Annotated in this window: 19 protein-coding genes and 1 tRNA gene; 9 read left to right on the forward strand and 11 right to left on the reverse strand. The window is 66.5% G+C overall.

The features are described from left to right. Positions 1 to 93 precede the first annotated feature (93 nt). Together BN996_RS10410 and BN996_RS10415 are read left to right on the forward strand one after the other, a co-directional pair. Positions 94 to 519 carry a DUF371 domain-containing protein gene (locus BN996_RS10410; protein ID WP_089778798.1) on the forward strand — a complete coding sequence of 142 codons (426 nt, stop codon included), beginning with the start codon at positions 94 to 96 and terminating at the stop codon, positions 517 to 519. A gap of 75 nt (positions 520 to 594) precedes the next feature. Then, positions 595 to 1401, forward strand: a complete 807-nt coding sequence (locus BN996_RS10415; protein ID WP_089778800.1) for an endonuclease III domain-containing protein — start codon at positions 595 to 597, stop codon at positions 1399 to 1401. Here the strand turns inward: BN996_RS10415 and BN996_RS10420 are convergent, their stop codons facing one another. The 4 genes from BN996_RS10420 to BN996_RS10435 form a co-directional block, all read right to left on the reverse strand. After that, the gene (locus BN996_RS10420) at positions 1402 to 1842 is read right to left on the reverse strand and encodes a DUF7332 family protein (RefSeq protein ID WP_089778802.1); all 441 of its coding nucleotides are present in this window, start codon (positions 1840 to 1842) and stop codon (positions 1402 to 1404) included. Between the two features lie 139 nt (positions 1843 to 1981). Continuing rightward, positions 1982 to 2365 carry a methylglyoxal synthase gene (locus BN996_RS10425; protein WP_004971138.1) on the reverse strand — a complete coding sequence of 128 codons (384 nt, stop codon included), beginning with the start codon at positions 2363 to 2365 and terminating at the stop codon, positions 1982 to 1984. A 63-nt stretch (positions 2366 to 2428) separates the two neighbouring features. Then, the gene (locus BN996_RS10430; protein WP_089778804.1) at positions 2429 to 2839 is read right to left on the reverse strand and encodes a type IV pilin N-terminal domain-containing protein; all 411 of its coding nucleotides are present in this window, start codon (positions 2837 to 2839) and stop codon (positions 2429 to 2431) included. Positions 2840 to 2910: 71 nt separating this feature from the next. Beyond that, on the reverse strand, positions 2911 to 4833 hold the full coding sequence (locus BN996_RS10435) for a beta-CASP ribonuclease aCPSF1 (protein WP_089778806.1): 1923 nt from the start codon (positions 4831 to 4833) through the stop codon (positions 2911 to 2913). 248 nt (positions 4834 to 5081) lie between these two features. Between BN996_RS10435 and BN996_RS10440 the strand changes: the two genes are divergently transcribed. Further along, on the forward strand, positions 5082 to 5567 hold the full coding sequence (locus tag BN996_RS10440; protein ID WP_089778808.1) for a DUF7984 family protein: 486 nt from the start codon (positions 5082 to 5084) through the stop codon (positions 5565 to 5567). Positions 5568 to 5607: 40 nt separating this feature from the next. Here BN996_RS10440 and BN996_RS10445 read toward each other — a convergent pair whose 3' ends face one another. After that, entirely contained in the window at positions 5608 to 6099 is a 492-nt protein-coding gene (locus tag BN996_RS10445; RefSeq protein WP_089778810.1) for an HTH domain-containing protein, read from the reverse strand. 163 nt (positions 6100 to 6262) lie between these two features. Here BN996_RS10445 and proS point away from each other — a divergent pair, with 163 nt between their 5' ends. From proS to BN996_RS10470, 5 genes are all read left to right on the forward strand, one after another. Then, positions 6263 to 7729: a proline--tRNA ligase gene (gene proS / locus BN996_RS10450; protein ID WP_089778812.1), complete on the forward strand. Its 1467-nt coding sequence runs from the start codon at positions 6263 to 6265 to the stop codon at positions 7727 to 7729. A gap of 160 nt (positions 7730 to 7889) precedes the next feature. Further along, positions 7890 to 12425 (forward strand): glutamate synthase large subunit, encoded by a 4536-nt coding sequence (gene gltB, locus BN996_RS10455; protein ID WP_089778814.1) that lies wholly within the window; start codon positions 7890 to 7892, stop codon positions 12423 to 12425. A gap of 139 nt (positions 12426 to 12564) precedes the next feature. After that, positions 12565 to 14319: an outer membrane protein assembly factor BamB family protein gene (locus BN996_RS10460; protein ID WP_089778816.1), complete on the forward strand. Its 1755-nt coding sequence runs from the start codon at positions 12565 to 12567 to the stop codon at positions 14317 to 14319. Between the two features lie 63 nt (positions 14320 to 14382). Next, positions 14383 to 14694, forward strand: a complete 312-nt coding sequence (locus BN996_RS10465) for a nucleoside triphosphate pyrophosphohydrolase (RefSeq protein ID WP_089778818.1) — start codon at positions 14383 to 14385, stop codon at positions 14692 to 14694. Positions 14695 to 14775: 81 nt separating this feature from the next. Continuing rightward, positions 14776 to 15765, forward strand: coding sequence for an NAD-dependent epimerase/dehydratase family protein (locus tag BN996_RS10470; RefSeq protein ID WP_089778820.1), 990 nt, complete (start codon positions 14776 to 14778; stop codon positions 15763 to 15765). Between the two features lie 54 nt (positions 15766 to 15819). On the opposite strand, the gene BN996_RS10475 is transcribed toward BN996_RS10470, so the two are convergent. Then, entirely contained in the window at positions 15820 to 16512 is a 693-nt protein-coding gene (locus BN996_RS10475; protein ID WP_089778822.1) for an HD domain-containing protein, read from the reverse strand. A gap of 194 nt (positions 16513 to 16706) precedes the next feature. Here BN996_RS10475 and BN996_RS10480 point away from each other — a divergent pair, with 194 nt between their 5' ends. Beyond that, positions 16707 to 17441 carry an alanyl-tRNA editing protein gene (locus BN996_RS10480; RefSeq protein WP_089778824.1) on the forward strand — a complete coding sequence of 245 codons (735 nt, stop codon included), beginning with the start codon at positions 16707 to 16709 and terminating at the stop codon, positions 17439 to 17441. A gap of 25 nt (positions 17442 to 17466) precedes the next feature. Here the strand turns inward: BN996_RS10480 and BN996_RS10485 are convergent, their stop codons facing one another. The 5 genes from BN996_RS10485 to BN996_RS10505 form a co-directional block, all read right to left on the reverse strand. Continuing rightward, entirely contained in the window at positions 17467 to 18225 is a 759-nt protein-coding gene (locus BN996_RS10485) for an FkbM family methyltransferase (RefSeq protein WP_089779914.1), read from the reverse strand. Between the two features lie 217 nt (positions 18226 to 18442). Further along, positions 18443 to 18546, reverse strand: a tRNA-Gln gene (locus tag BN996_RS10490). Positions 18547 to 18621: 75 nt separating this feature from the next. Then, on the reverse strand, positions 18622 to 19074 hold the full coding sequence (locus BN996_RS10495) for a metal-dependent transcriptional regulator (RefSeq protein ID WP_089778826.1): 453 nt from the start codon (positions 19072 to 19074) through the stop codon (positions 18622 to 18624). 4 nt (positions 19075 to 19078) lie between these two features. Beyond that, positions 19079 to 19570: a rubrerythrin gene (locus BN996_RS10500; RefSeq protein ID WP_042663528.1), complete on the reverse strand. Its 492-nt coding sequence runs from the start codon at positions 19568 to 19570 to the stop codon at positions 19079 to 19081. Positions 19571 to 19636: 66 nt separating this feature from the next. After that, entirely contained in the window at positions 19637 to 20788 is a 1152-nt protein-coding gene (locus BN996_RS10505) for a succinylglutamate desuccinylase/aspartoacylase family protein (RefSeq protein ID WP_082256368.1), read from the reverse strand. Positions 20789 to 20909 lie beyond the last annotated feature (121 nt).

Raw genomic sequence — 20909 nt, forward strand, 5'->3', positions numbered from 1 at the left:
CGACCGTATTCACTATGTTAGTCTTTGCCATGGCCATATATAAAGGGGATGCGAACCGTGGGGGCTAAACCGAGTCGGGTCGGATGCCACGCCATGAGAGAGGTCATTCGCGCACGCGGCCACGAACACGTGCGCGCCGAACACGCGAGCACGTTCGAGGTGACGACAGACGACTGGCTCACCCCCGCGGGCGACTGCATCATCGGCGTCGAGGCCGACCGCACGCCCGCCGACTTCGACTCGGCGTTCGTCGAGGCCTGCCAGTCCCGCGACGCGACTATCAACGTGCACGTCCGCGTGGGCGCGGGCGACGACGCCCACGAGCAGACCGTCAGCGCCCGCGGGCACCCGGACCTCACGTTCGAGGGCGACCGCAGCATCGTCTTCCGCACGAGCGACTACGTGGACGACCGGACGGGTGCGGTCGGCGCGGCACACGCCGCGGCCGGCTTCGACCGCGACCTCGTCTCGGCGCTCGCCGACGGCGCGGAACTGACCGTCACCATCGAAGTCGAGTAACTCCGCGCCCGCGACGGACCGACGCGAGACGACCGACGGCGTGGGCTTTTCACCGCGCGGTCGTAACCTCCGGACATGTCCGACGAACCCTCCGAGAACATCAGCGGCGGCGCGAGCGGTGGCGGCCGAGAGACGGCGTTCGACCCCGCCGACCCCGAGACCGCGACGCGCGCCGAGGTCGTCGTCGACCGGCTCGGCGAGCGCTACTGGCGGAAGGCCTACGGCGGGCAGGGCGGCTTCGAGTGTCTCGTCCGAACCATCCTGAGCCAGAACACGAGCGACAAGGCGAGCCAGCCGGCCCACGACGAACTCATGGCGCAGTACGGCGGCGGCGACCTCGCCGAGTCGCTGGCGGCGGCCGACCGCGAGGGCATCGTCGAGGCCATCCGCTCCGGCGGGCTCTACAACCAGAAGTCGAAGCTCATCCAAGGGGTCGCAGAGGAGGTGCTGGCCGACTTCGGGAGCGAGGCCGACTTCGACCGCTACGTCCGCGAGGAAGACCCCGCGACGGTCCGCGACCGCCTCTTGGAGATGAAGGGCGTCGGTCCCAAGACGGCCGACTGCGTCCTCCTCTTCGCGGGCGGTCGCGGCGGCGTCTTCCCCGTCGATACGCACGTCCACCGCATCGCTCGGCGAATCGGACTCGCGCCCGCCGACGCCGACCACGAAGGCGTTCGGGCGGCGCTCGAACGCGATATCCCCGACGAGAAATGCGGCTTCGGCCACACCGCGATGATTCAGTTCGGCCGCGAGTTCTGCAAGGCACGGAAGCCCGCGTGTCTCGACGGCCCCGAGGCGTGCCCGATGGCCGACGTGTGCGAGATGGTCGGCGTCGACGCGGCGGCGCAGTCCGTCACCGACCCCGCGGCCGCGGACGACTGACTAACAGGACTTCGTTTCGAGCCCGCTCACCGGCGAGCCGTCGTCCTCGTAGCTCGATTCGACGCCCGAGTCGGCGAACATCGGGAGATTCATCGAGTAGTCGTAGACGACGCTGAACCGCGAGAAGGGGTTCGAGAGGAACGCCGCGGCGGGGCCGACGCCGTCGAACGCGACGCCCGCCCGGAGTTGGACGATGGAGTCGTTGCCGACGGAGCCGCTGGCTTCCATCCCGAAGCCGCCCTCGCCGCCGAGGTTCTCGAAGACGGAGAGGAAGACCACGAGGTCGATGCCCGCGCCCTCGCCGCCGATGTCGAACTGGTGGCCTTCGCCGGGGAAACACGGCGAAGTCGGACCGGTCGCGGCGGCCGCGGCGGCGACCGGAGCGGTCGCGACGACGAGAATCACGGCGAGCGTCAGGGGCGCGCGGGTCGCGGCGTTCATACCGTCGCCTCCGGCGCGCTGCTAATTAAGGATACGCCGCGATTCTCAGGCGTGATACCGCGTGTCGAAGCGAAACGAGGCGGCGGGCGCGGCTCGGTACGACGCGTGCGACCAGCGCGGCGCGGCCCGGTGCCTGCGGTTACTCCTCGCCGTCGAGTTGCCGGATAAGTTCGTCGAGGACGGCGTCCGCGCTGGCGAGGTTGGTCGCCAGCGGCGTCTGGTGAACGTCGCAGATGCGGAGCAGCGCGCTGATGTCCGGCTCGTGGGGCTGGGCGGTCAGCGGGTCGCGGAGGAAGATGACGCCGTCGCAGGTCTCGCTGGCAATCTCCGCGCCGATCTGCATGTCGCCGCCGAGCGGCCCGGACTGCTTGCGCTCGATGTCGAGCCCCGTGGCGTCGATGAGTCGCTGACCGGTCGTGCCCGTCGCCATGAGCTCGAAGCGTTCGAGGTCGGCCTGCCGCTCCTCGGCGAACGAGATGAGGTCCGGCTTCTTCTCGTCGTGCGCGATAAGTGCGAGACGCATGGCAACCACTCGTTCGAGAGTCCTGATTAATGTTCGCCAATCGAAGTTCGTTCGCGGGGTTGACTACGCGCTAAACCGACCGACGAGTTCGCGTCCGTCGCCGCCCACGTAGACGAGTTCGACAGTCTCGCCGCTCGCAACGTCGAACGAAATCGAATCGCCCCGTGCTACGGGTCCGTCTTCTCCCGACAGCGACGCCCACGACTGTTCGGTCTCACCGACGACCACAATCATCTCACCCGCCGAAAACGAGTCACCGCCGGCGTGCGCTATCGTCGCCGTGCCGTCGCTGACGCCGAATTGGAACGACACGGACGGGGCGGGACCAACCTGCTCTCCCGCGCTGAGTACGAAGGTACCTAACACCGCCGCGAGAACCACTGCGCCAACGATGGCGAAGACAATTCCGACGAGGACGATAGCGATGATAACGGGGATGTCACTCCCGTCTGGTTTGCGGTTGAGAACGTTCATCGAGGTTCTATCGGCTCGCTGGTATTTATACTAGGCAGACAGGATAGCTGCCGAACGGGAAACGCGGTCCGTTACTTGAAGCGGAACGTTTCGAGGTTCTTCGGCGCGAACGTCCGCATGTTGTAGTCGTGGTAGAGCGCCGACGAGAGGTCCTGCACGGAGCGCTCGTCACCGTGGACGCACAGCACCTTCTCCGGGCGGGGGTTCATCGTCTTGACGAAGTTTTCGAGGCCCTGCCGGTCGGCGTGACCGGAGAAGCCGTCGACCGTCTCGACGTCCATCTTGAGCTTCAGTGTGTCCGACCGGCCCATGCCGTCGCGGCCGTTGACGGGAATCTCGTCCCAGCCGTTCTGGATGCGGCGGCCGAGCGTTCCCTGCGCCTGGTAGCCGACGAAGACCAGTCGGGACTTCGGGTCGGGGCCGACGTGGCGGAGCCACGACATGATGGGGCCGCCGGTGACCATCCCGGAGGTCGAGAGGATGATGGCCTGCTCGCCGTCGGCGACGTCCTGGCGCTCCTCTTCGCCGCCGTCGATGTGGTTGAACTCCTCGGCGAGGAACGGGTTTTCGTCCTCGTGGAAGATGCGGTCGCGGAGGTCGTCGCGGAGGTACTCGGGGTAGGTCGTGTGGATGGCCGTCGCCTCCCAGATCATCCCGTCGAGGTGGACGGGCATCTCCGGAATCTTGCCCGAGCGCATCGCCTCTTCGAGGACGAGCATAATCTCCTGGGAGCGACCGACGGCGAACGCCGGGATGACGACCTTGCCGCCGCGGTCGTACGTCTCGTTTATGACCTCGATGAGGCGCTTTTCGGAGTCCTGCTGGTCGGTCTGGTAGTCGTTGCGGCCGCCGTAAGTCGATTCGAGGACGAGCGTCTCCACGCGCGGGAAGTCGTTGACCGCGCCGTTGAACAGGCGGGTGTCCTCGTAGTGGATGTCGCCGGAGAACGCGACGTTGTAGAGGCCGTCGCCGATGTGGAAGTGCGAGACGGCGGAGCCGAGGATGTGACCCGCGTTGTGGAAGGTGAGCTTCACGTCGGGCGCGATGTCGGTCACGTCGCCGTACTCCAGCGGGATGGTGTGCTTGATGGCCTCGCGGACCATCTCGGACTCGTACGGCGGGGTGCGGCCTTCCTTCGAGGCGACGTCGAGGTAGTCGAGCGTGAGCAGACCCATGAGGTCGCGGGTCGGCTCGGTCGTGTAGATGGGGCCGTCGTAGCCGTACTTGAACAGAAGCGGGATGAGCGCCGAGTGGTCGAGGTGGGCGTGGGTGAGAACGACCGCGTCGAGAGAGTTCGCGCCCGACCCGAGCGCCTCGGGGACCTGCAGATACGGCACGTCGTCGGAGCCGGGCTTGTCGCCGCAGTCGACGAGGATGCGGGTCTCTGGCGTCGAGACGATAAAGGAGGCGCGGCCGACCTCGCGGCAGCAGCCGAGCGTCGTGATGCGGACCCACTCGTCGTCCGAGAGCTGTTCGCGGTGAATCTGCCGGCCGGTCCGTTCGAGGACGCGGCGGCGGTCCTCGCGTTCCTGCTTCAGGAAGTTGCGGACGTTCGAGACCGTCGAGGACTCGATGGGCGGCGTGCGGACGACTTCGGGCGTCCAGCCGACTTTCTGCGTGATTTCGCGGAGCGTCGAGCCGTGGCGACCGATGACCATCCCCGGCTTCTCGGCCTCGATGACGACTTCGCCGGTGTCGATGTGGAAGTCGAGGTCGGTGACGCCGGCCTCCTCGGGGATGACGCTCAGAATCTTGGGTTCGGCCTCGCGGGGGTCCGACAGCACGTCCGGGTCCGGGCGAACCGTGATCCGCTTTCGGAGCTTACTCGCGAGTTTCCGGATGAGGTCGCCGTTCTGAGCGAACTTCTTCGGGTCGCGCGTGTAGACGACGAGTTCGGGACCCTCGTACTTGACGTCGGAAACCGAGATGTCGCGGGGGAGTTCGTTCGTAATCTCTGCCTTCAGATTCTCGAGTTGTTTATCTACGGAGCTCATAGTTACGAGCGACCCGTCCGGTCCTGCGCCGGCAGGTCTCGGGAACCCCTACCTCAGGAGCGTCGACGCGAGCCGGTTCACGTGTACGAGTGCCAGTCTCGGCCGACTGCGGAGAGAGCATAGTGAACTGAATACGGTTGTATCTCGACTGCGGGAAGAGGTAGGGAAAACCCGCTTACCCGACAGTACCATGTCGCCAGTATAAAACCCTTCGCAAAGCCGAAGCGTCTCGGGGGCGTTCGACGACCATGAACCTCACACCGGCGGCCGTCTCGGCGGAGCACGACTGGGTCCGAGAGCGCGCCGACGTGGTCGTTCCGCTCATCAACGAGACGCGGCGGCGACTCGGCGAGCAGTTCGACACCCGCGTCGGCGAGGTCGACGACGCGGCCTACCGCGACGCGGTCGACGCGGTGTTCGCCGACGGCGAGGTCGGCGTCAACGTCGCGGCCTACGTCCGCATCCTCAAGGAGTTGGACGTACAGGACGACTACCCGGGCTTCGTCGTCGACGAGGTGCTCGGCCGCGAACTCGCCGCGACCATCGCCGGCGGCGAGCCGCTCCGACTCCTCGCGCAGGCGACGTTCCACTTCGCGGACGTGGCAGTCCACACCGACGGCCCCGCCGGGCGCGACGACCTCGACGTCGACGCCGCGCTCGCCGCGGGCTTTCAGACGCGCCTGCCGGGCTGGTCGTGGCGCGAGGGGGACTCGCCGTTCGACAGCCGGCGCTGACGGCGGAATGGTATCGTCGGAAAAGCGGATTTCGGGGCAGCTACCACTCGATTCGGACCGGGTCAGACGGCCGCTCGCGTTCGGCCGTCGAGTCGAGGTCGCGGAGCCGTCCGCGGAACGCGCCGACGCACTCCTCGCACGCTGTCACGTGCGCGAGCACGCCGTCTTCGTACTCCGCCATGATCGCCCGCGGCGTCCGCCGCGTCGGCCGCTCCGGTCCCATTCTGCCGACGCCGCGCACCGTGAGGTCGCCTAACCCCGTCAGCCGCTCGCCGCGCGTCGCCGCCCAGCGCGCGTACGACGCGAGCCGGTCGCGGGCGCGGCGCTCGCGCGGGCTCAACTCCCCACCGAGGTCCACGAACCGGTCCCACGTCTCGACCGTGTACTCCGAGACGAGGCCGCGCTCGACGGCGTCGTCCAGTCGCTCGATGACCGGAGTGAACTCCGCGCGCTGGCCGCTCGGAACCCACAGCTCGATTCGAACCGTCCCCTCCCGAGGAGTCGGCCGCTCGTCGCTCACAATTGTGTCCATTGTTAGCACGCCAACCACCACGTGCTGGTAGGGCAGCCGGCGATATGTATCTATGCGTCCGCCGGAACCGCCGAACGTCGCCCGCGAGAGATGGTCCGCGCGGCGGAGCGGCGCGCCGGCACCTTCGGGGCGTTTAAGGGTTCGCTACGGCTACCGATGGGCAATGAGCGACGAGCAGGAACTCGGTATCACCGAGTCGAAGCAGTACAACACCGGCGAGTGGTACGCCGAGGTCGTCCAGAAGGCGGGCCTCGCGAACTACGGCCCGGAGGGCATGAGCGGCTTCATCGTGACTCGCCCGCGCGGCTACGCGCTGTGGGAGTCCATCCAGAACTACCTCGACGCCGAGTTCAAGAAGACTGGTGTCCAGAACGCGTACTTCCCGCTGTTTATCCCCGAGAGCTACCTCGAACGCGAGAAGGACATCGTCGAGGGCTTCGACCCCGAGGTCGCGTGGGTCACCCACGGCGGCCACGAGGAACTCGAAGAACGCCTCGCCGTCCGCCCGACGTCCGAGTCCATCATCGCGCCCTACATGGCCCGGTGGGTCCGTAGCCACCGCGACCTCCCCCTCCGCGTGAACCAGTGGGCCTCCGTCGTGCGCTGGGAGGCCACGGAGACGAAGCCGTTCTTCCGCACCAAGGAGTTCCTCTGGCAGGAGGGCCACACGGCCCACGAGACCCGCGACGGCGCGTGGGACGAGACGATGACTCGCCTCTCGCAGTACCAGTCGCTCTACGAGGACGTGCTCGCCATCCCCGTGCTCCGCGGCGCGAAGCCGGAACACGACAAGTTCCCCGGCGCGGACACGACGACGACCGTCGAGGCGCTCATGCCCGACGGCAAGTCCGTGCAGGCCGGCACCTCCCACTACCTCGGAACCTCCTTCGCCGAGGCGTTCGACCTCACCTACACGACCGAAGACGAGGACGAAGAGCCCGCCCACACGACCTCGTGGGGGCTGTCGTGGCGCTCGCTCGGCGCGCTCATCATGACCCACTCCGACGACCAGGGCCTCGTCCTGCCGCCGACCATCGCGCCCGAGCAGGTCGTCATCGTCCCCATCTGGCAGGCCGACACGCAGGAGAAGGTCCTCGACTACGCCGAGGACATCGCCGACGAGCTCGAAGCCGCCGGCGTCCGCGTCGAACTCGACGCCCGCGACGAGCGCAACCCCGGCTTCAAGTTCAACGAGTGGGAGCTCAAGGGCGTCCCCGTCCGCTTCGAAATCGGCCCCAACGAGGTCGACGACGACGTCGTCACCGCCGTCCACCGCCCCGACGGCGAGTCGGTCGAACTCGACCGCGAGAACATCGCCGAGGCCGTCGAAGAACAGTTCGACGAGGTGTACGCGAAGCTCTACGCCGCCGCCGAAGAGAACCTCGAAGCGAACGTCCGCGAGGCGTCCGCCCGCAACGAGATTCTCGGCACCATCGGCCAGCACGGCGGCTACGTGAAAGCGCCGTGGTGCGGTGACGAGGACTGCGAGGACGAGATTAAGGACCAGATCGCCGCCGAAATCGTCATGGTGCCCCTGAACGACGAGGACGCGGAGATTCACGACGGCGAGGACTGTGCGGTCTGCGGCGACGACGCCGAGGAGACCGCGTACTTCGCGAAGTCCTACTGAACCGGCTCCCGAAGCGACCTACACGGTTATTCATATCTTTCGTCGTCCGTCGAATCATCATTAGTCGACATACTATGTATGGATACATCCTTATATGACATTGTAACACCCTTATGGTTTCAGGAAAAGTTGCTTATGGGGGTAGCTGTACCATTGGCGTATGACCAAGCCACACATAGACGCACCCTTCGCTCAGGACGGGTTAGCCGACCCGACCGACGAGCGGTCGAACTGCGGCGTTGGGGCCGTCGTAGACCTCGAAAACGGCGCCTCGCACCGAGTCGTCGCAGACAGCCTCGAACTCCTGGAGAACCTTGAGCACCGCGGCACCACGGGCGCTGAAGAGAACACCGGGGACGGGGCGGGCATCCTGTTCCAGCGACCGGACGAGTTCTTCGAATCCGTCCTCGACGGGGAGCTTCCGGACCTCTACGCGGCCGGTTCGGTGTTCATGCCGACCGACGACGAGGTCCGCGAGCGCGTTTCGGCGGTTGTCGAGGAGTCGCTGGCCGACCACGGGCTGTCCGTGTTCGACTGGCGCGACGTGCCGACCGACAACGCAGAGCTCGGCGCGACCGCGCTCGAATCGGAACCGGACGTCTGGCAACTGTTCGTCGAGCCGACCGACGAGCTGACCGAAGACGAGTTCGACCGGGCGCTGTACCTCGGGCGTCGAGCCGCCGAGAAAGCGGTCGACGACCTCGCCATCGAGGGCGCGGGACGATTCTACGTCTGCTCGCTCGACCGGAAGACCATCGTCTACAAGGGACTGCTCACGGCCGAACAGCTCCCGAACTACTACCCCGACCTCGGCGACGAGCGAATGGTGACCGAACTCGCGCTCGTTCACGCGCGCTTTTCCACCAACACGCTGGGCGCGTGGCACCTCGCCCACCCGTACCGCCAGGTCATCCACAACGGCGAGATAAACACCATCCGCGGCAACGTCAACTGGATGCGGGCCCGCGAGACGGACCTCCAACACGAGGCGTTCGGCGACGACATCGAGACGCTCAGGCCCATCACGAAGGCCGACCAGTCCGACACCGCGAGCGTCGACAACGCGGTCGAACTGCTCCTCAAGGGCGGCCGCGAACTCCCGCACGTCCTGCGGATGCTCATCCCCGAGGCGTACCGCAACGACGACGCGATGGACCAGGCGCGCCGCGACTGGTACGACTTCCACGCCTCGTTGGTCGAGCCGTGGGACGGCCCCGCGCTCGTCGCGGCGACTGACGGCGACCGCATCGCCGCCGTCCTCGACCGCAACGGCCTTCGGCCGTGCCGCTACGAGGTGACGACCGACGGCCGCCTCATCGTCGCCAGCGAGGTCGGCGCGCTCGACACCGACCCCGCGGAAATCGAGTCCCGCGGTCGCCTCCAGCCCGGCGAGATTTTCATGGCCGACCCCGAGGAGGGTCGCGTCATCCCCGACGCCGAGGTGTTCGACTCCCTCACCGACGAGAAGTACGGCGAGTGGGTCGACGAACAACAGCGCCACCTCGACGACATCGCCGGCGAGGTGGATTCCACCTCGCGCGGACAGGTCGAGTCGCTCCGCGCGACGCAGGCCGCGTTCGGCTACACGCACGACCAGCTCAACCACATGATAGAGCCGATGGCCCGCGACGGCAAGGACCCCGTCGGCTCGATGGGCGACGACACGCCGCTTTCGGTGCTGTCGGACCTCAACCGCCCGCTGTTCACGTACTTCAAGCAGCTGTTCGCGCAGGTGTCGAACCCGCCTATCGACTACATCCGCGAGAAGCTCGTGACGAGCCTGGAGTCGCGGCTCGGCTTCCAGCGGAACCTGCTCGACGAGTCGGCCGACCACGCGCGCCAGCTCGTCCTCGACTCCCCGGTCCTCACGGACGCCGAGACGGCGGCCATCAAGGACCTCGACGACGACATGCGCAGCGCCGTCGTCGACACCACCTACGAGAAAGGCGGCGACATCCGGGAGGCCATCGAGGCCGTCCGCGAGGAGGCCAAGGAAGTCATCGAAGACGGCGCGGACATCGTCGTCCTCTCCGACCGCGCGGTCGGCCCCGACCGCGTCGCCATCCCGAGCCTGCTCGCGACGGGCGCGGTCCACCACAGCCTCGTCCGCAACGGCCTCCGGAACCACGCCGGCCTCGTCGTCGAGTCCGGCGACCCCCGCGAGGTCCACCACCTCGCCACGCTCGTCGGCTACGGCGCGGGCGCGGTGAACCCCTACCTCGCCTACCAGACCATCGAGGACATCGTCGCCGGCCCCGACGGGGCCGACGAGGGCGAGGCCATCGACGCGTACGTCCACGCGCTCGAAGACGGCCTGCTCAAGACGATGGCCAAGATGGGTATCTCGACGGTCGAGAGCTACCGCGGCGCGCAGATTTTCGAAGCCGTCGGCCTCGACTCCGACTTCGTCGCCGAGTACTTCGAGGGCACCGAAATCCGCACCGAGGGTATCGGCCTCGACGTCATCGAGGAGGACCTGCTGACCCGCCACGCCGCCGCCTTCGGGGCGGACCCGAAGCTCGAACGGCAGGGCGAGTACGAGAACCGCTCGGCCGGCATCCACCACGGCTGGAACCCCCAGACCGTCGGCACGCTCCAGCAGTCCGTCCGCACCGGCGACTACGAGAAGTACGAGGAGTTCGCCGAACTGGTCAACGACCAGTCGAAACAGCTGAAGGCGCTCCGCGGTCTGCTCGAATTCGACTCCGACCGCGAGCCCGTGGACATCGACGAGGTCGAACCCGTCGAGGACATCGTCAAGCGCTTCTCGACGGCCGCGATGTCGCTCGGCAGCCTCTCGCCGGAGGCCCACGAGAACAACTCCATCGCGATGAACCGCATCGGCGGCAAGTCCAACTCCGGCGAGGGCGGCGAGCCGCCGGAGCGCTTCGGCACCGAAAAGGAGTGTAACGTCAAGCAGGTCGCCTCCGGCCGCTTCGGCGTCACCTCGGAGTACCTCTCGTCGGCCGACGAGATTCAGATCAAGATGGCGCAGGGCTCGAAGCCCGGCGAGGGCGGCCACCTCCCCGGCAAGAAGGTAAACGAGATGATCGCCCACGTCCGCTACGCGACGCCGGGCGTCGGCCTCATCTCGCCGCCGCCGCTGCACGACATCTACTCCATCGAGGACCTCAAGCAGCTCATCTTCGACCTGAAGTCGGCCAACCCCGACGCCGACATCAACGTCAAGCTCGTCTCCGAGGCCGGCATCGGCACCATCGCCGCCGGCGTCTCGAAGGCGAAAGCCGACGTGGTCCACATCTCGGGCTACGACGGCGGCACCGGCGCGTCGCCGAAGACCTCCATCAAGAACGCGGGGCTCCCGTGGGAGCTCGGCCTCGCCGAGGCCAACCAGATGCTCCGCGCGACGGGGCTTCGCTCCCGCATCCGCGTCTCCGTCGACGGCGGGATGAAGACCGGCCGCGACGTGGCCGTCGCCGCCCTCCTCGGCGGCGAGGAGTACGTCTTCGGGACCGCGTCGCTCGTCACCTCGGGCTGCGTGATGGCCCGTCAGTGCCACGAGAACACCTGTCCGGTCGGCGTCGCCACGCAGGACGAGAACCTGCGCCGCCGCTTCCCCGGCGAGCCCGACCACGTCATCAACTACATGACGTTCATCGCGCAGGAACTCCGCGAGATCATGGCCGACCTCGGCTTCACCTCGCTCGACGAGATGATCGGCCGTCCCTCGCTCCTCCGGCAGGTCGAGACGGACCACGAGAAGGCGAAGCACCTCGACCTCTCGTCGGTGCTGGCCGAGCCCGAGACGGGCGCGCGCCGCAAGACCGAAGACCAGGTCCACGCGGACATCGAGACGCACGTCGACCACAAGCTCATCGACGAGGCCGAAGACGCCATCGAGAACCGCGAGCCGGTCGTCATCCGCCGCGACCTCTCGAACGTCGACCGCGCGGTCGGCGCGATGCTCTCGAACCGCATCTCGAACGCCCACGGCGGCGAGGGACTGCCGGACGACACCATCCGCTGTGAGTTCGACGGCATCGCCGGACAGACGTTCGGCGGCTTCCTCGCCCGCGGCGTCACGATGCGGCTCACCGGGGCCGCGAACGACTACGTCGGCAAGGGGCTGTCCGGCGGTCGCGTCATCGTCGACACGCCCGCCGAGGCCAACTACGAGGCCGCCGAAAACATCCTCATCGGCAACGTCGCCCTCTACGGCGCGACGCAGGGCGAGTGCTACGTCAACGGCCTCGCCGGCGAGCGCTTCGGCGTCCGTAACTCCGGCGTGAAGGCGGTCGTCGAGGGCGTCGGCGACCACGGCTGCGAGTACATGACCGGCGGCGTCGTCGCCGTCCTCGGCGAGACGGGCCGCAACTTCGCCGCGGGGATGTCCGGCGGCGTGGCCTACGTCTACGACCCCGACGAGGAGTTCGCAGCGAAGGCCAACACCGAGATGGTGACGCTCGAAGACCACCTCGACGACAAGGACGAGGCGATGCTCACCCGACTCGTCGAGAACCACCTCACGTACACCGACTCCGACCGCGCGGCCGAACTGCTCGACGACTGGCAGTCGGTCCTCGGCGACTTCGTGAAGGTGATGCCCGACGCGTACGCCGAGGTCATCGCCGAGGACGGCCGCGAGGACGTCCGCAACGAACTCCCCGCGAAGGCGGGCGCAATCGTCGACGCCGGTGCCGACAAGGTCGGCGCGGCGACGACCAGCGACGACTGAGGGCCGACTCGACCGTCAGCGACTGACGGTTCGGTCGCCACCCCGCGTTTTCCTGCTGTTCGGCGTGTTTTCCCGGACTGTTTCGTATCACTTACCGAACAGATAATGATGTGCCGTCCGGGGCCATGTCGGCGTGGATATGTTCGGAGACCACTCGCGGCGGACGCTCCTCGCCACGCTCGGTGCCCTCGCGGCATCCGGCGTCGCCGGCACGTCGCTCGCGGACAGTCACTCGACGGCAGAATCGGACACGGTCACGACCGAGGATTGGTCGCAGTCTCGTGCCGAACCGGGGCGAACCGGCGCAGTCGCTCCCGAATCTGCACCCGACGACGAGTACGCAGACCTGTCGTGGCTCGACGGAACGTGGCATAAGACCAGCGCGAACGAGGTACTCGTCGACGACGGGGCCGTCTTCCAGACGTTCTACACCAACGACAGCACGTTCCGCGGGGGCGTCGTCGCCTACGAGGCCGACACGGGCGAAGAGCGTTGGAGATACATCGCCCCGGAGTACGGGGCATCAGAACCCGGAATCGGCCGTGTGACCGACACGCCAGCCGTGGCAGAAGGGACGCTCTTCGTGACGAGCGAGGCAGGGTACACCGATTCGGACGTCAAGTACGGTGGACTCCACGCGCTCGACCTGGATACCGGCGAAATTAATTGGCAGAAGACACCAACTGACTACGCGAGTCCGGACGCCAAGTGGCTCGGGACGCCGCTCGTCGCCGACGGCTCCCTCTACGTCCAACACCTGACAAACGCCAGCGCAGACCCGGACCAGCAGGAGTCGGTCATCGCGGAACTCGACCCCGAGAGCGGCGAAGTCGTGTGGCGCTCCGACGCGTCGTACCGGTCCTACCCCTACATCGGCGACGACGAGACCCTCTACGGGATGGCGACGTACACCGACGAGAAGAACGAACTCGTCGCGTGGAACGCGAACGACGGGAGCAGACGGTGGACGGCGGTGGTGGAAGACGGTGTGAGCTTCGTCGACTCGGCCCACAAAAACGGTCGTATCTACCGTTCCTCCGGGAACCGGTTCCGAACGGACGAGATAAACCGAGTCGTCGCACACAGCGACGAGGACGGGAGCGTCGAGTGGGAGACGAGACTCACGCCCGAAGGCGAGGAGTCGGCGCGGTTCATCAGCGCGCCGGCCGTCGCCGACGGCACCGTCTACGTCACCACCGCGCTCGACGTGGACTCGGTGGCCGAAGAGGGCGTCCTCTCGACGGTCTACGCGCTCGACGCCGACACCGGAGACATGCTGTGGACGCACGACACCTCGACGGAACTCCACGGCGACCCGAGCGTCGCCGGCGACACCGTCTACCTCGGCGGGAGCGCCATCCCCAAGGCTATCGGTGACCTCGAACGCGAACGACGACACCCCACGGTACACGCGCTCTCGACCGAAGACGGGTCCCAGCAGTGGGCCTATCTGGTTCGACACGAGCAGGGCGCACCGTCCCGAAAGGCATCGACGCCGGCGCTCGCGGGCGGGCGAGTCCTCACGGGCTATCTGGAAGAGGAGTCCACCGAGCAAGCCGGGGTGTTCGCCCTCGAAGGGAGTCCGGAGGCACCCGATTCGAGGAACCTCCCGCGCTCCTCGGACGCACCCGTTGCCCGCATCGTCACCGACCCCGAAGACGCCGAGACCGCGGACCTCGACTCCGGAACCACCGTCGGCCTCGACGGGACTGCCTCGACGGGCGAAGTCGAGACCTACGAGTGGCAGTTCGGCGAGGGCGCGTCGTTCCGAGAGCGCGGTTCGACGACCGAGATTACGCTCGACTTCTGTGGGACGCTCGACGTGACGCTCCGCGTCACCGGGCCGGACGGGAACCAGAGCACCGACACCGTCAGTCTCTCTACCGACGGATAGCGGACCCAGCCTTCGACCCCTCCCCGACGCCCCTTTTTTCACCGAGCGCCCGAACTCGACAGTATGACCCGCGAGTACGACAAACTCGTCCGCGACGACGTCCCTCGAATCATCCGCGAGTCGGGTGAGACGCCGGTCGTCCACGTCGCCGACGACGAGGAGTTCGACCGGCGACTGCGCGAGAAACTGGTCGAAGAGGCCGAGGAGTTCGCCGAATCCGGGACCGTCGAAGAACTCGCAGACGTGTTCGCCGTCGTCGACGCGATACTCGCCCGACGCGACGAGGACTGGGAGACTGTCGAGACGGCGGCACGAGAGAAGGCCGCAGAGCGCGGCGGCTTCGAAGACGGCGTGGTACTCGAACGGGTGGAGTGAAACCCACGCGGTCGAAGCGGGTTCCCGGCACCCGCCACCGATTCTCGCACGTTTTTCACCGCGCGCACCCTCGACCGGGACATGGACAACGCACTCGTCATCGGCGGCACGCGGTTCATCGGCCGCCACCTCGTCTCGGAACTCCTCGACAGCGGCTACGCGGTGACCATCTTCAACCGCGGGAACCACGACAACCCCTTCGAGGACGACCCGCGCGTCCAGCACGTCCAGGGCGACCGAACGGACGACGAGGCGCTCCGAACCGCGAAACTGACCGTCGAACCAGACGCGGTGTTCGACTGCGTGGCGTACAAGCCCGCCGAGGTCGCTTCGGCGGTCGATATCTTCGCCGACGTGGACGCGTACGTCTACATCTCAAGCGGCGCGGCCTACGGAAGCGAGGTCATCCCGAAGCGCGAAAACGAGACGCCGCTTTGCGACTGCACCGACGAGCAGGCGGCAGACGACTCGGGCGCGAGCTACGGCCCGCGGAAGGCCGAGGGCGACCGCGTCGTCTTCGAGGCGGCCTCGCGGGGCATCAACGCGATGTCCGTCCGCCCGTGTATCGTCTACGGACCCGAGGACTACACTGAGCGCCTCGACTACTGGATCGACCGCGTGCTGAACTACGACCGGGTCGTCGTCCCCGGCGACGGGACGAACGTCTGGCACCGCGCCTACGTCGAGGACGTGGCGAGCGCGATGCGAATCGTCGCCGAGGAGGGCGAGGCGGGCGAGGCCTACAACGTCGGCGACAGACGACTCGTCACGCTCGAAGAGATGGTCGAGGTCATCGCCGACGCCGCGGGCACCGACGTCGAGGTCGTCCACGCGGGCGAGCGCGAACTCGCCGCGGCCGACCTCTCGATGGACGACTTCATCCTCTACCGCGACTACCCGCACGTCCTCTCGACGGACAAACTCGCCAGCCTCGGCTGGGGGTCCACTCCCGTCGAGGAGGCGATGCGCCGGTCGGTCGCCGACCACCGCGAGAGCGACCGCGACGGCTCCGAACACGACCCCGGTCGCGACGCCGAAGAACGCGTGCTTTCGATTCTCGACACGCTCTGAGGCGGGGAGACTCGCTCGAAGAACCGAGGCGGCGAGGCGGCGAACCAGACGAACTCAGCCGCTGAACTGTCCGTCGTGGTCCATCTCGGGGACCTCCTCTTCGAGCCACTCGCGGAACCACTTGACGCGCTTGAGCCGCTGGTGTGCGAAGCTCTGGGCCGTGTCGGTTTCGAGTCGCGCGGAGGCGTCGCGGCCGCGTTCGAAGACGCGCTCGACCATCTCGGCGGCGTCCATGTGGGTCCGCGCCTCGTAGCCCATCCGAAGGAGCATCAACGCGGTGCCGTTCGCGCCGATTTTGTCGAGGATATCCGCCTCGATGAGACAGCGCGTCTCCAGCGACACGTCCGTCAGCGACCCCTGATACGAGTGGTCGGAGACGACCTGACACACCTGGTCGACGAACGACTCGGGGTAGTCGCCGTGGCTGCTGAGGAACTCGCGGGCGACGCGAGCCCCCTCCTCGGCGTGGACGTCCTGGTCGGCTTCGAGCTTCGAGATGTCGTGAAAGAGGGCGGCCACGCGGACGACGTTCACGTCCGCGCCCTCGCGGTCGGCGATGCGCGTCGCGAGGTCGACGACGTTGAGGATGTGGTTGAACCGGTACTCCGCGGAGTGCCACGGGTACCAGCGCATCCGCCCGCCGTCGTCTTCGTTTTCGACGCTCGCAGAGAGATAGTCCGAGACGAAGCGCTTCATGTCCTCGAACTCGGCGTCGGAGACCGCCGACTCTTTGATTTCAACGCCCACGGCAGAACCTCCGTCGGTGTTGGCACGTGCGTATTCTCATTACACGGAATGAGGGTCGTTCCACTCTTAGGCGTTACGACACCCTGAGTCGCGGGAACCGTGCTCTCGGGCGAACAGACCGGGTCTCGTGGCCGGTGGTGTGAACCCGTGGCACATCGGCGAGAGTTAACTCACCCGGCCGCATCGTCTCCGCCGTGACCGACGCACGATACCTCGACGACGCGGAAACACACGAGTTCGAGGCGACCGTCGAGACGGTCCGCGGAAGCGACCGCGTCGTCCTCGACCGGACCTATTTCTACCCGACCGGCGGCGGCCAACCGAACGACACGGGCACCCTATCGAGAGACGGCGAGAGCGGCGACGGCGAGACGTGGGACGTGACGGACGTACGGAAACGCGACCGAATCGAACACGTCGTCGCGGGCGACGCCCCCGAGCCGGGAACGGCCGTCTTCGGACGCGTCGACGCGGCGCGGCGGCGGGCACACAGCCGCTACCACACGGCCCAGCATCTCCTCTCTGCGGTCCTCCTCGACGAGTTCGACGCCGAGACGACCGGCAACCAACTGTACGCCGACCACGCGCACCTCGACTGCGCCTACGACCGCTTCGACGACGACGACCTCCGGACCATCGAGACGCGCCTGAACGACCTCGTCGCGTCCGATCTCCCCGTCCGGTGGTACAGCCTCGACCGCGAGGAGGCCGAGGCGACGCTCGACCCCGAGCGAACCCGCCTGCACCTGCTTCCGGACTCGATTCGCGAGGTCCGAATCGTCGAAATCGGCGACGCGGACGACCCCTTCGACCGAACCGCCTGCGCCGGGACCCACGCCGCGTCGACGGGCGACGTCGGCCCGGTCTCCGTCACCGGCCGGACGACCCAAGGCTCGGCGCACGAGCGCGTGAACTTCGTCCTCGAATAACCGATTCGGCCCGACCCCCCACCGACTACCCCGACTGGGTCGCGTCTGTCCGCGCCCGCGGCTCGCAGACCCAGCCCTCGCGGACCGGGACCAGTTCGTAGCCCGCCTCGCGGAGCAGGGCCTTCGCCGCCGCCTCGTCGTGGCTCCCGCGGGCGTCGTGCAGTTCGAAATACACCGTCGGCCGGTGCTCACCGAGGACCGCTTCCGCCCCTCGGAGCACGTTCAGCCCGAACCCTTCGACGTCGACTTTCAGGTGGTCCGGCGGCGGGACCGTCCCAGAATCGACGAGCGAGTCGAGCCGCCGCATCGACACCGACGCCGTGTCGACGACCCGCGCCGCCCACGCGCTCGCGTGGTCCCGCGAGAACGACCCCAGTTCGTCGTAGCTCGACAGGTGGAACGCCCGCGATTCGTCGGCTTCACCGAGGCCGCAGTCGAGCAGGTCCACCCGGTCGTCGAAGTCGTTGACCTCGACGTTCGCCCGCAACTGGTCGACGACCCCGGGATGCGGCTCGACGGCGACCACCCGCGCCGAGGGCTCGCTGGCCGCGACCGCGAGGGTGTAGGTGCCCGTGTTCGCGCCCACGTCGACGACCACGTCGCCGTCGTCGAGACCGAGCAACAGCGCCTGTAAGAGCACGTCGTTGCCGTGGCGGTTGTACAGTTCGTAGCTCCTGAAACTCGTCCGCCCGACGTGTTTCTTCGTGGCGACGAGCCGTCGCTCGTAGTTCGCCCGGACGAGCGCGTAGTGGAGGGAGTACGCGAGGTGGCGAGCGGCCGACACCGGGTGCAGGAGAGACACGTTGGTGTACTGTCATTGTGTGCCGATAAAAATCGCTCGGCGGCGAAGCGCCACGCTCTTCGCGGTAGGTCGTCGGAGAAGTGTCGAGTAGTCCCGGGCGGATTCGAACCACGAAGACTCGAATCCTCTCGTCTTCTGGGTGTCGAATCGCCTTCCGTGACAAATTCGTGGCTCACCGTTCGGTTCGCCACAGAATTAGTAGTCCCGGGCGGATTCGAACCGCCGTCAGCGGCTGTCTTCTCGGCACGCATTGAACCGTACCAATCCAAAGGCCGCTATGATTGGCCACTACACCACGGGACTTCGGTGATGTCGTCCACTCGTCGGTTGTCCGCTGGTAAATGAAAACGCTTCGGTTCCGGTCGGTCGCGTCAGCGACTAATCGGCGGCTTCCGTCTCCGTCTCGGGTTCCGCGCCGCACACGTCGAGATACTCGCAGGCGTCGGTCTCGGGGTCGAAACAGTCGGGACAGTCGGAGTTGCGGTCGATGATGGTGTCGAGTCGCTCCGCGATCATCCCGTCGATGACGGGTTCGAGCTCGCGGGCCTCCGCGCGGAACTCCTCGACGTCGAGGACGTTCGAGAGGAAGCGCTCGATGATGCAGTAGGTCTGGAGCGCGTCGCGGGCGCGGACGATGCCGTCGTCCGTGAGCGTGACGCCCTTGTACTTCTCGTGTTCGGCGAGGCCACGGGATTCGAGCTTGCCGATCATCTCGTTCGCACTCGCCGGACTCACCTCCATCATGTCCGCGAGCGCGCCCGTGGCTGCCGGGCCGTTCTCCATCTCCTGCAACAGGTAAATCGCCTTGACGTATTGGTCTGCCGTGTTCATCGTTTCACTCGCGGTCTTCCATGATTCGCGTCACTTCTTCTACGCCCTCGGCCTCCTCCTCGCGAATCGACGACAGCGTCGCGACGAGTTCCTCGCGGTCGATAGAGAACTGTACCTCGCTCGCCTCGATGGCCTCGATGACGTCGTCGTAGAACTTATACGCGGTCTCCTCGTTACAGAGCTGGTCGTAGAGAACGCCGTCGAAGTCCTCGGGTTTCGTCTGGCCGTACTGGGCCTCGACCAGCGCCTCGATCTCCTCGAAGGGGACGCTGTCGACGTCTAAACGCTCGATGACCGCTTCGAGTCGGTTTCGGTGGTCGGCCGACTCTTCGGCGGCGTGCGACAGGAGGTCACGAATCTCTTCGTCGAGTTCCTCGTCGTCGAGCTCTTCGTAGTGGTGGTAGGCGCGCGCCTCCACGACTTCTTCGAGGACGATTCCGATTTGGAGCAGCCGAGCGAGTTGGTGGTCCGACGTGACCTGATACCCGACGCTCATCGGCGGCGTCCTCCGTTTGCGTGCGATACCAGCTGAGTCATACTCAGAGGTGAGTCTGTTACGAACTTAAGCGGTTCCCCTTTCGGGTTCCGACTCGTCCGTCTCGGACTCCTCGGGAGTCGTCGAGCCTCTTCGGGCCCGTTCTACGTCCTCGTTCGGCGTCGTGCGGCGACCCATCCAGTGGTAGGTGCCAATTCTGCTGTATCCTTGTTCGTCGACGATTTGCTCGATGACCTTCCGGTCGTCGTCGTCGATAGAGACGACGTGCGCGATAATCTGCCCGGGGACGGTTATCGGGTTCGCGGCCATCCCGATGACGAGTCCCGTGAAGGGTGCTTCGACGACGTGTTCTTCGCGTTTGAAGTGGTCAGAGATGGTACAGACGGAGTTCCCCTCCTCGACGATCGGGTACGGCCCCCAGTCCATATCTACCCACCCGCCCGCAGTCGACCGAATCCACTTCTTCTCTTTCGGCCCGACGATGCGTTGCCACGCCGGTTCGGTCTCGAACTCCTCGTCTATCAGGCCGAAGTAGGCAAAGAGGTTGTGCAAGTTTTCGAGCGCGAGGTCGACCATCGCCGGTTGATACCGGTGGGCCTCGCCCATCTCGACGGTGATGGTTGGAATCCCGTCTTCCGACGCGACACGCCGCATCATCCCCTCGGCACCGGCCCCGTCGAGGACGATAGTCGAGAGGAAGGCGTTCGCAACCTCGGCCACTGCGGGGTCGCTCATGTCCGCGCGCGTGTGGAAGATGGTCACTTTGTTCCGCGTCGACGTGTGGAAGTCCACACCGATGTCGCAGTTGGAGACGAATCGGTCGTAGATGACCTTGGCGATGCGTTTTCCTTCGTTTCCGTTCTCGGACCCGGGGAACGACCGGTTCAGGTCGCGGTCGTAGATGGGCAGGTACCGCAGGTGCGCGCGGTAGCCCGGCACGTTGAGGACGTGCAGGCAGACGATAGTTCCGGACAGTTCCTGTGGATCGTAGCGGTCTGCCACCTCCTGGACGACTTTTACGCCGTTGACCTCGTCACCGTGCATCGCCGCACTCACGAACACCCGCGGTCCCTTGTTCACACCGTTGATGATTGTGACCGGAATCTCTATCGGGTCACCGAGGAAGGACTCTCCCACCTCGTACATGATGTGTCGTTTCTCACCGGGGCGAACCTCGGCGTCGTATCGGAATGACTCTCCGTCGTTGTTGCTTGACATTGTACTCCCTCCGGTTGGACGGTTGTACTCCACCCCGGACGGGAGAGAATACGTCGAGCGCAAGCAAAAACATTGGTAGATAGACATTTTCGTGACGGACCGCCATCCGGGAGTATCACGC

The sequence above is a fragment of the Haloferax massiliensis genome (assembly GCF_001368915.1).
GTDB lineage: Archaea > Halobacteriota > Halobacteria > Halobacteriales > Haloferacaceae > Haloferax > Haloferax massiliensis.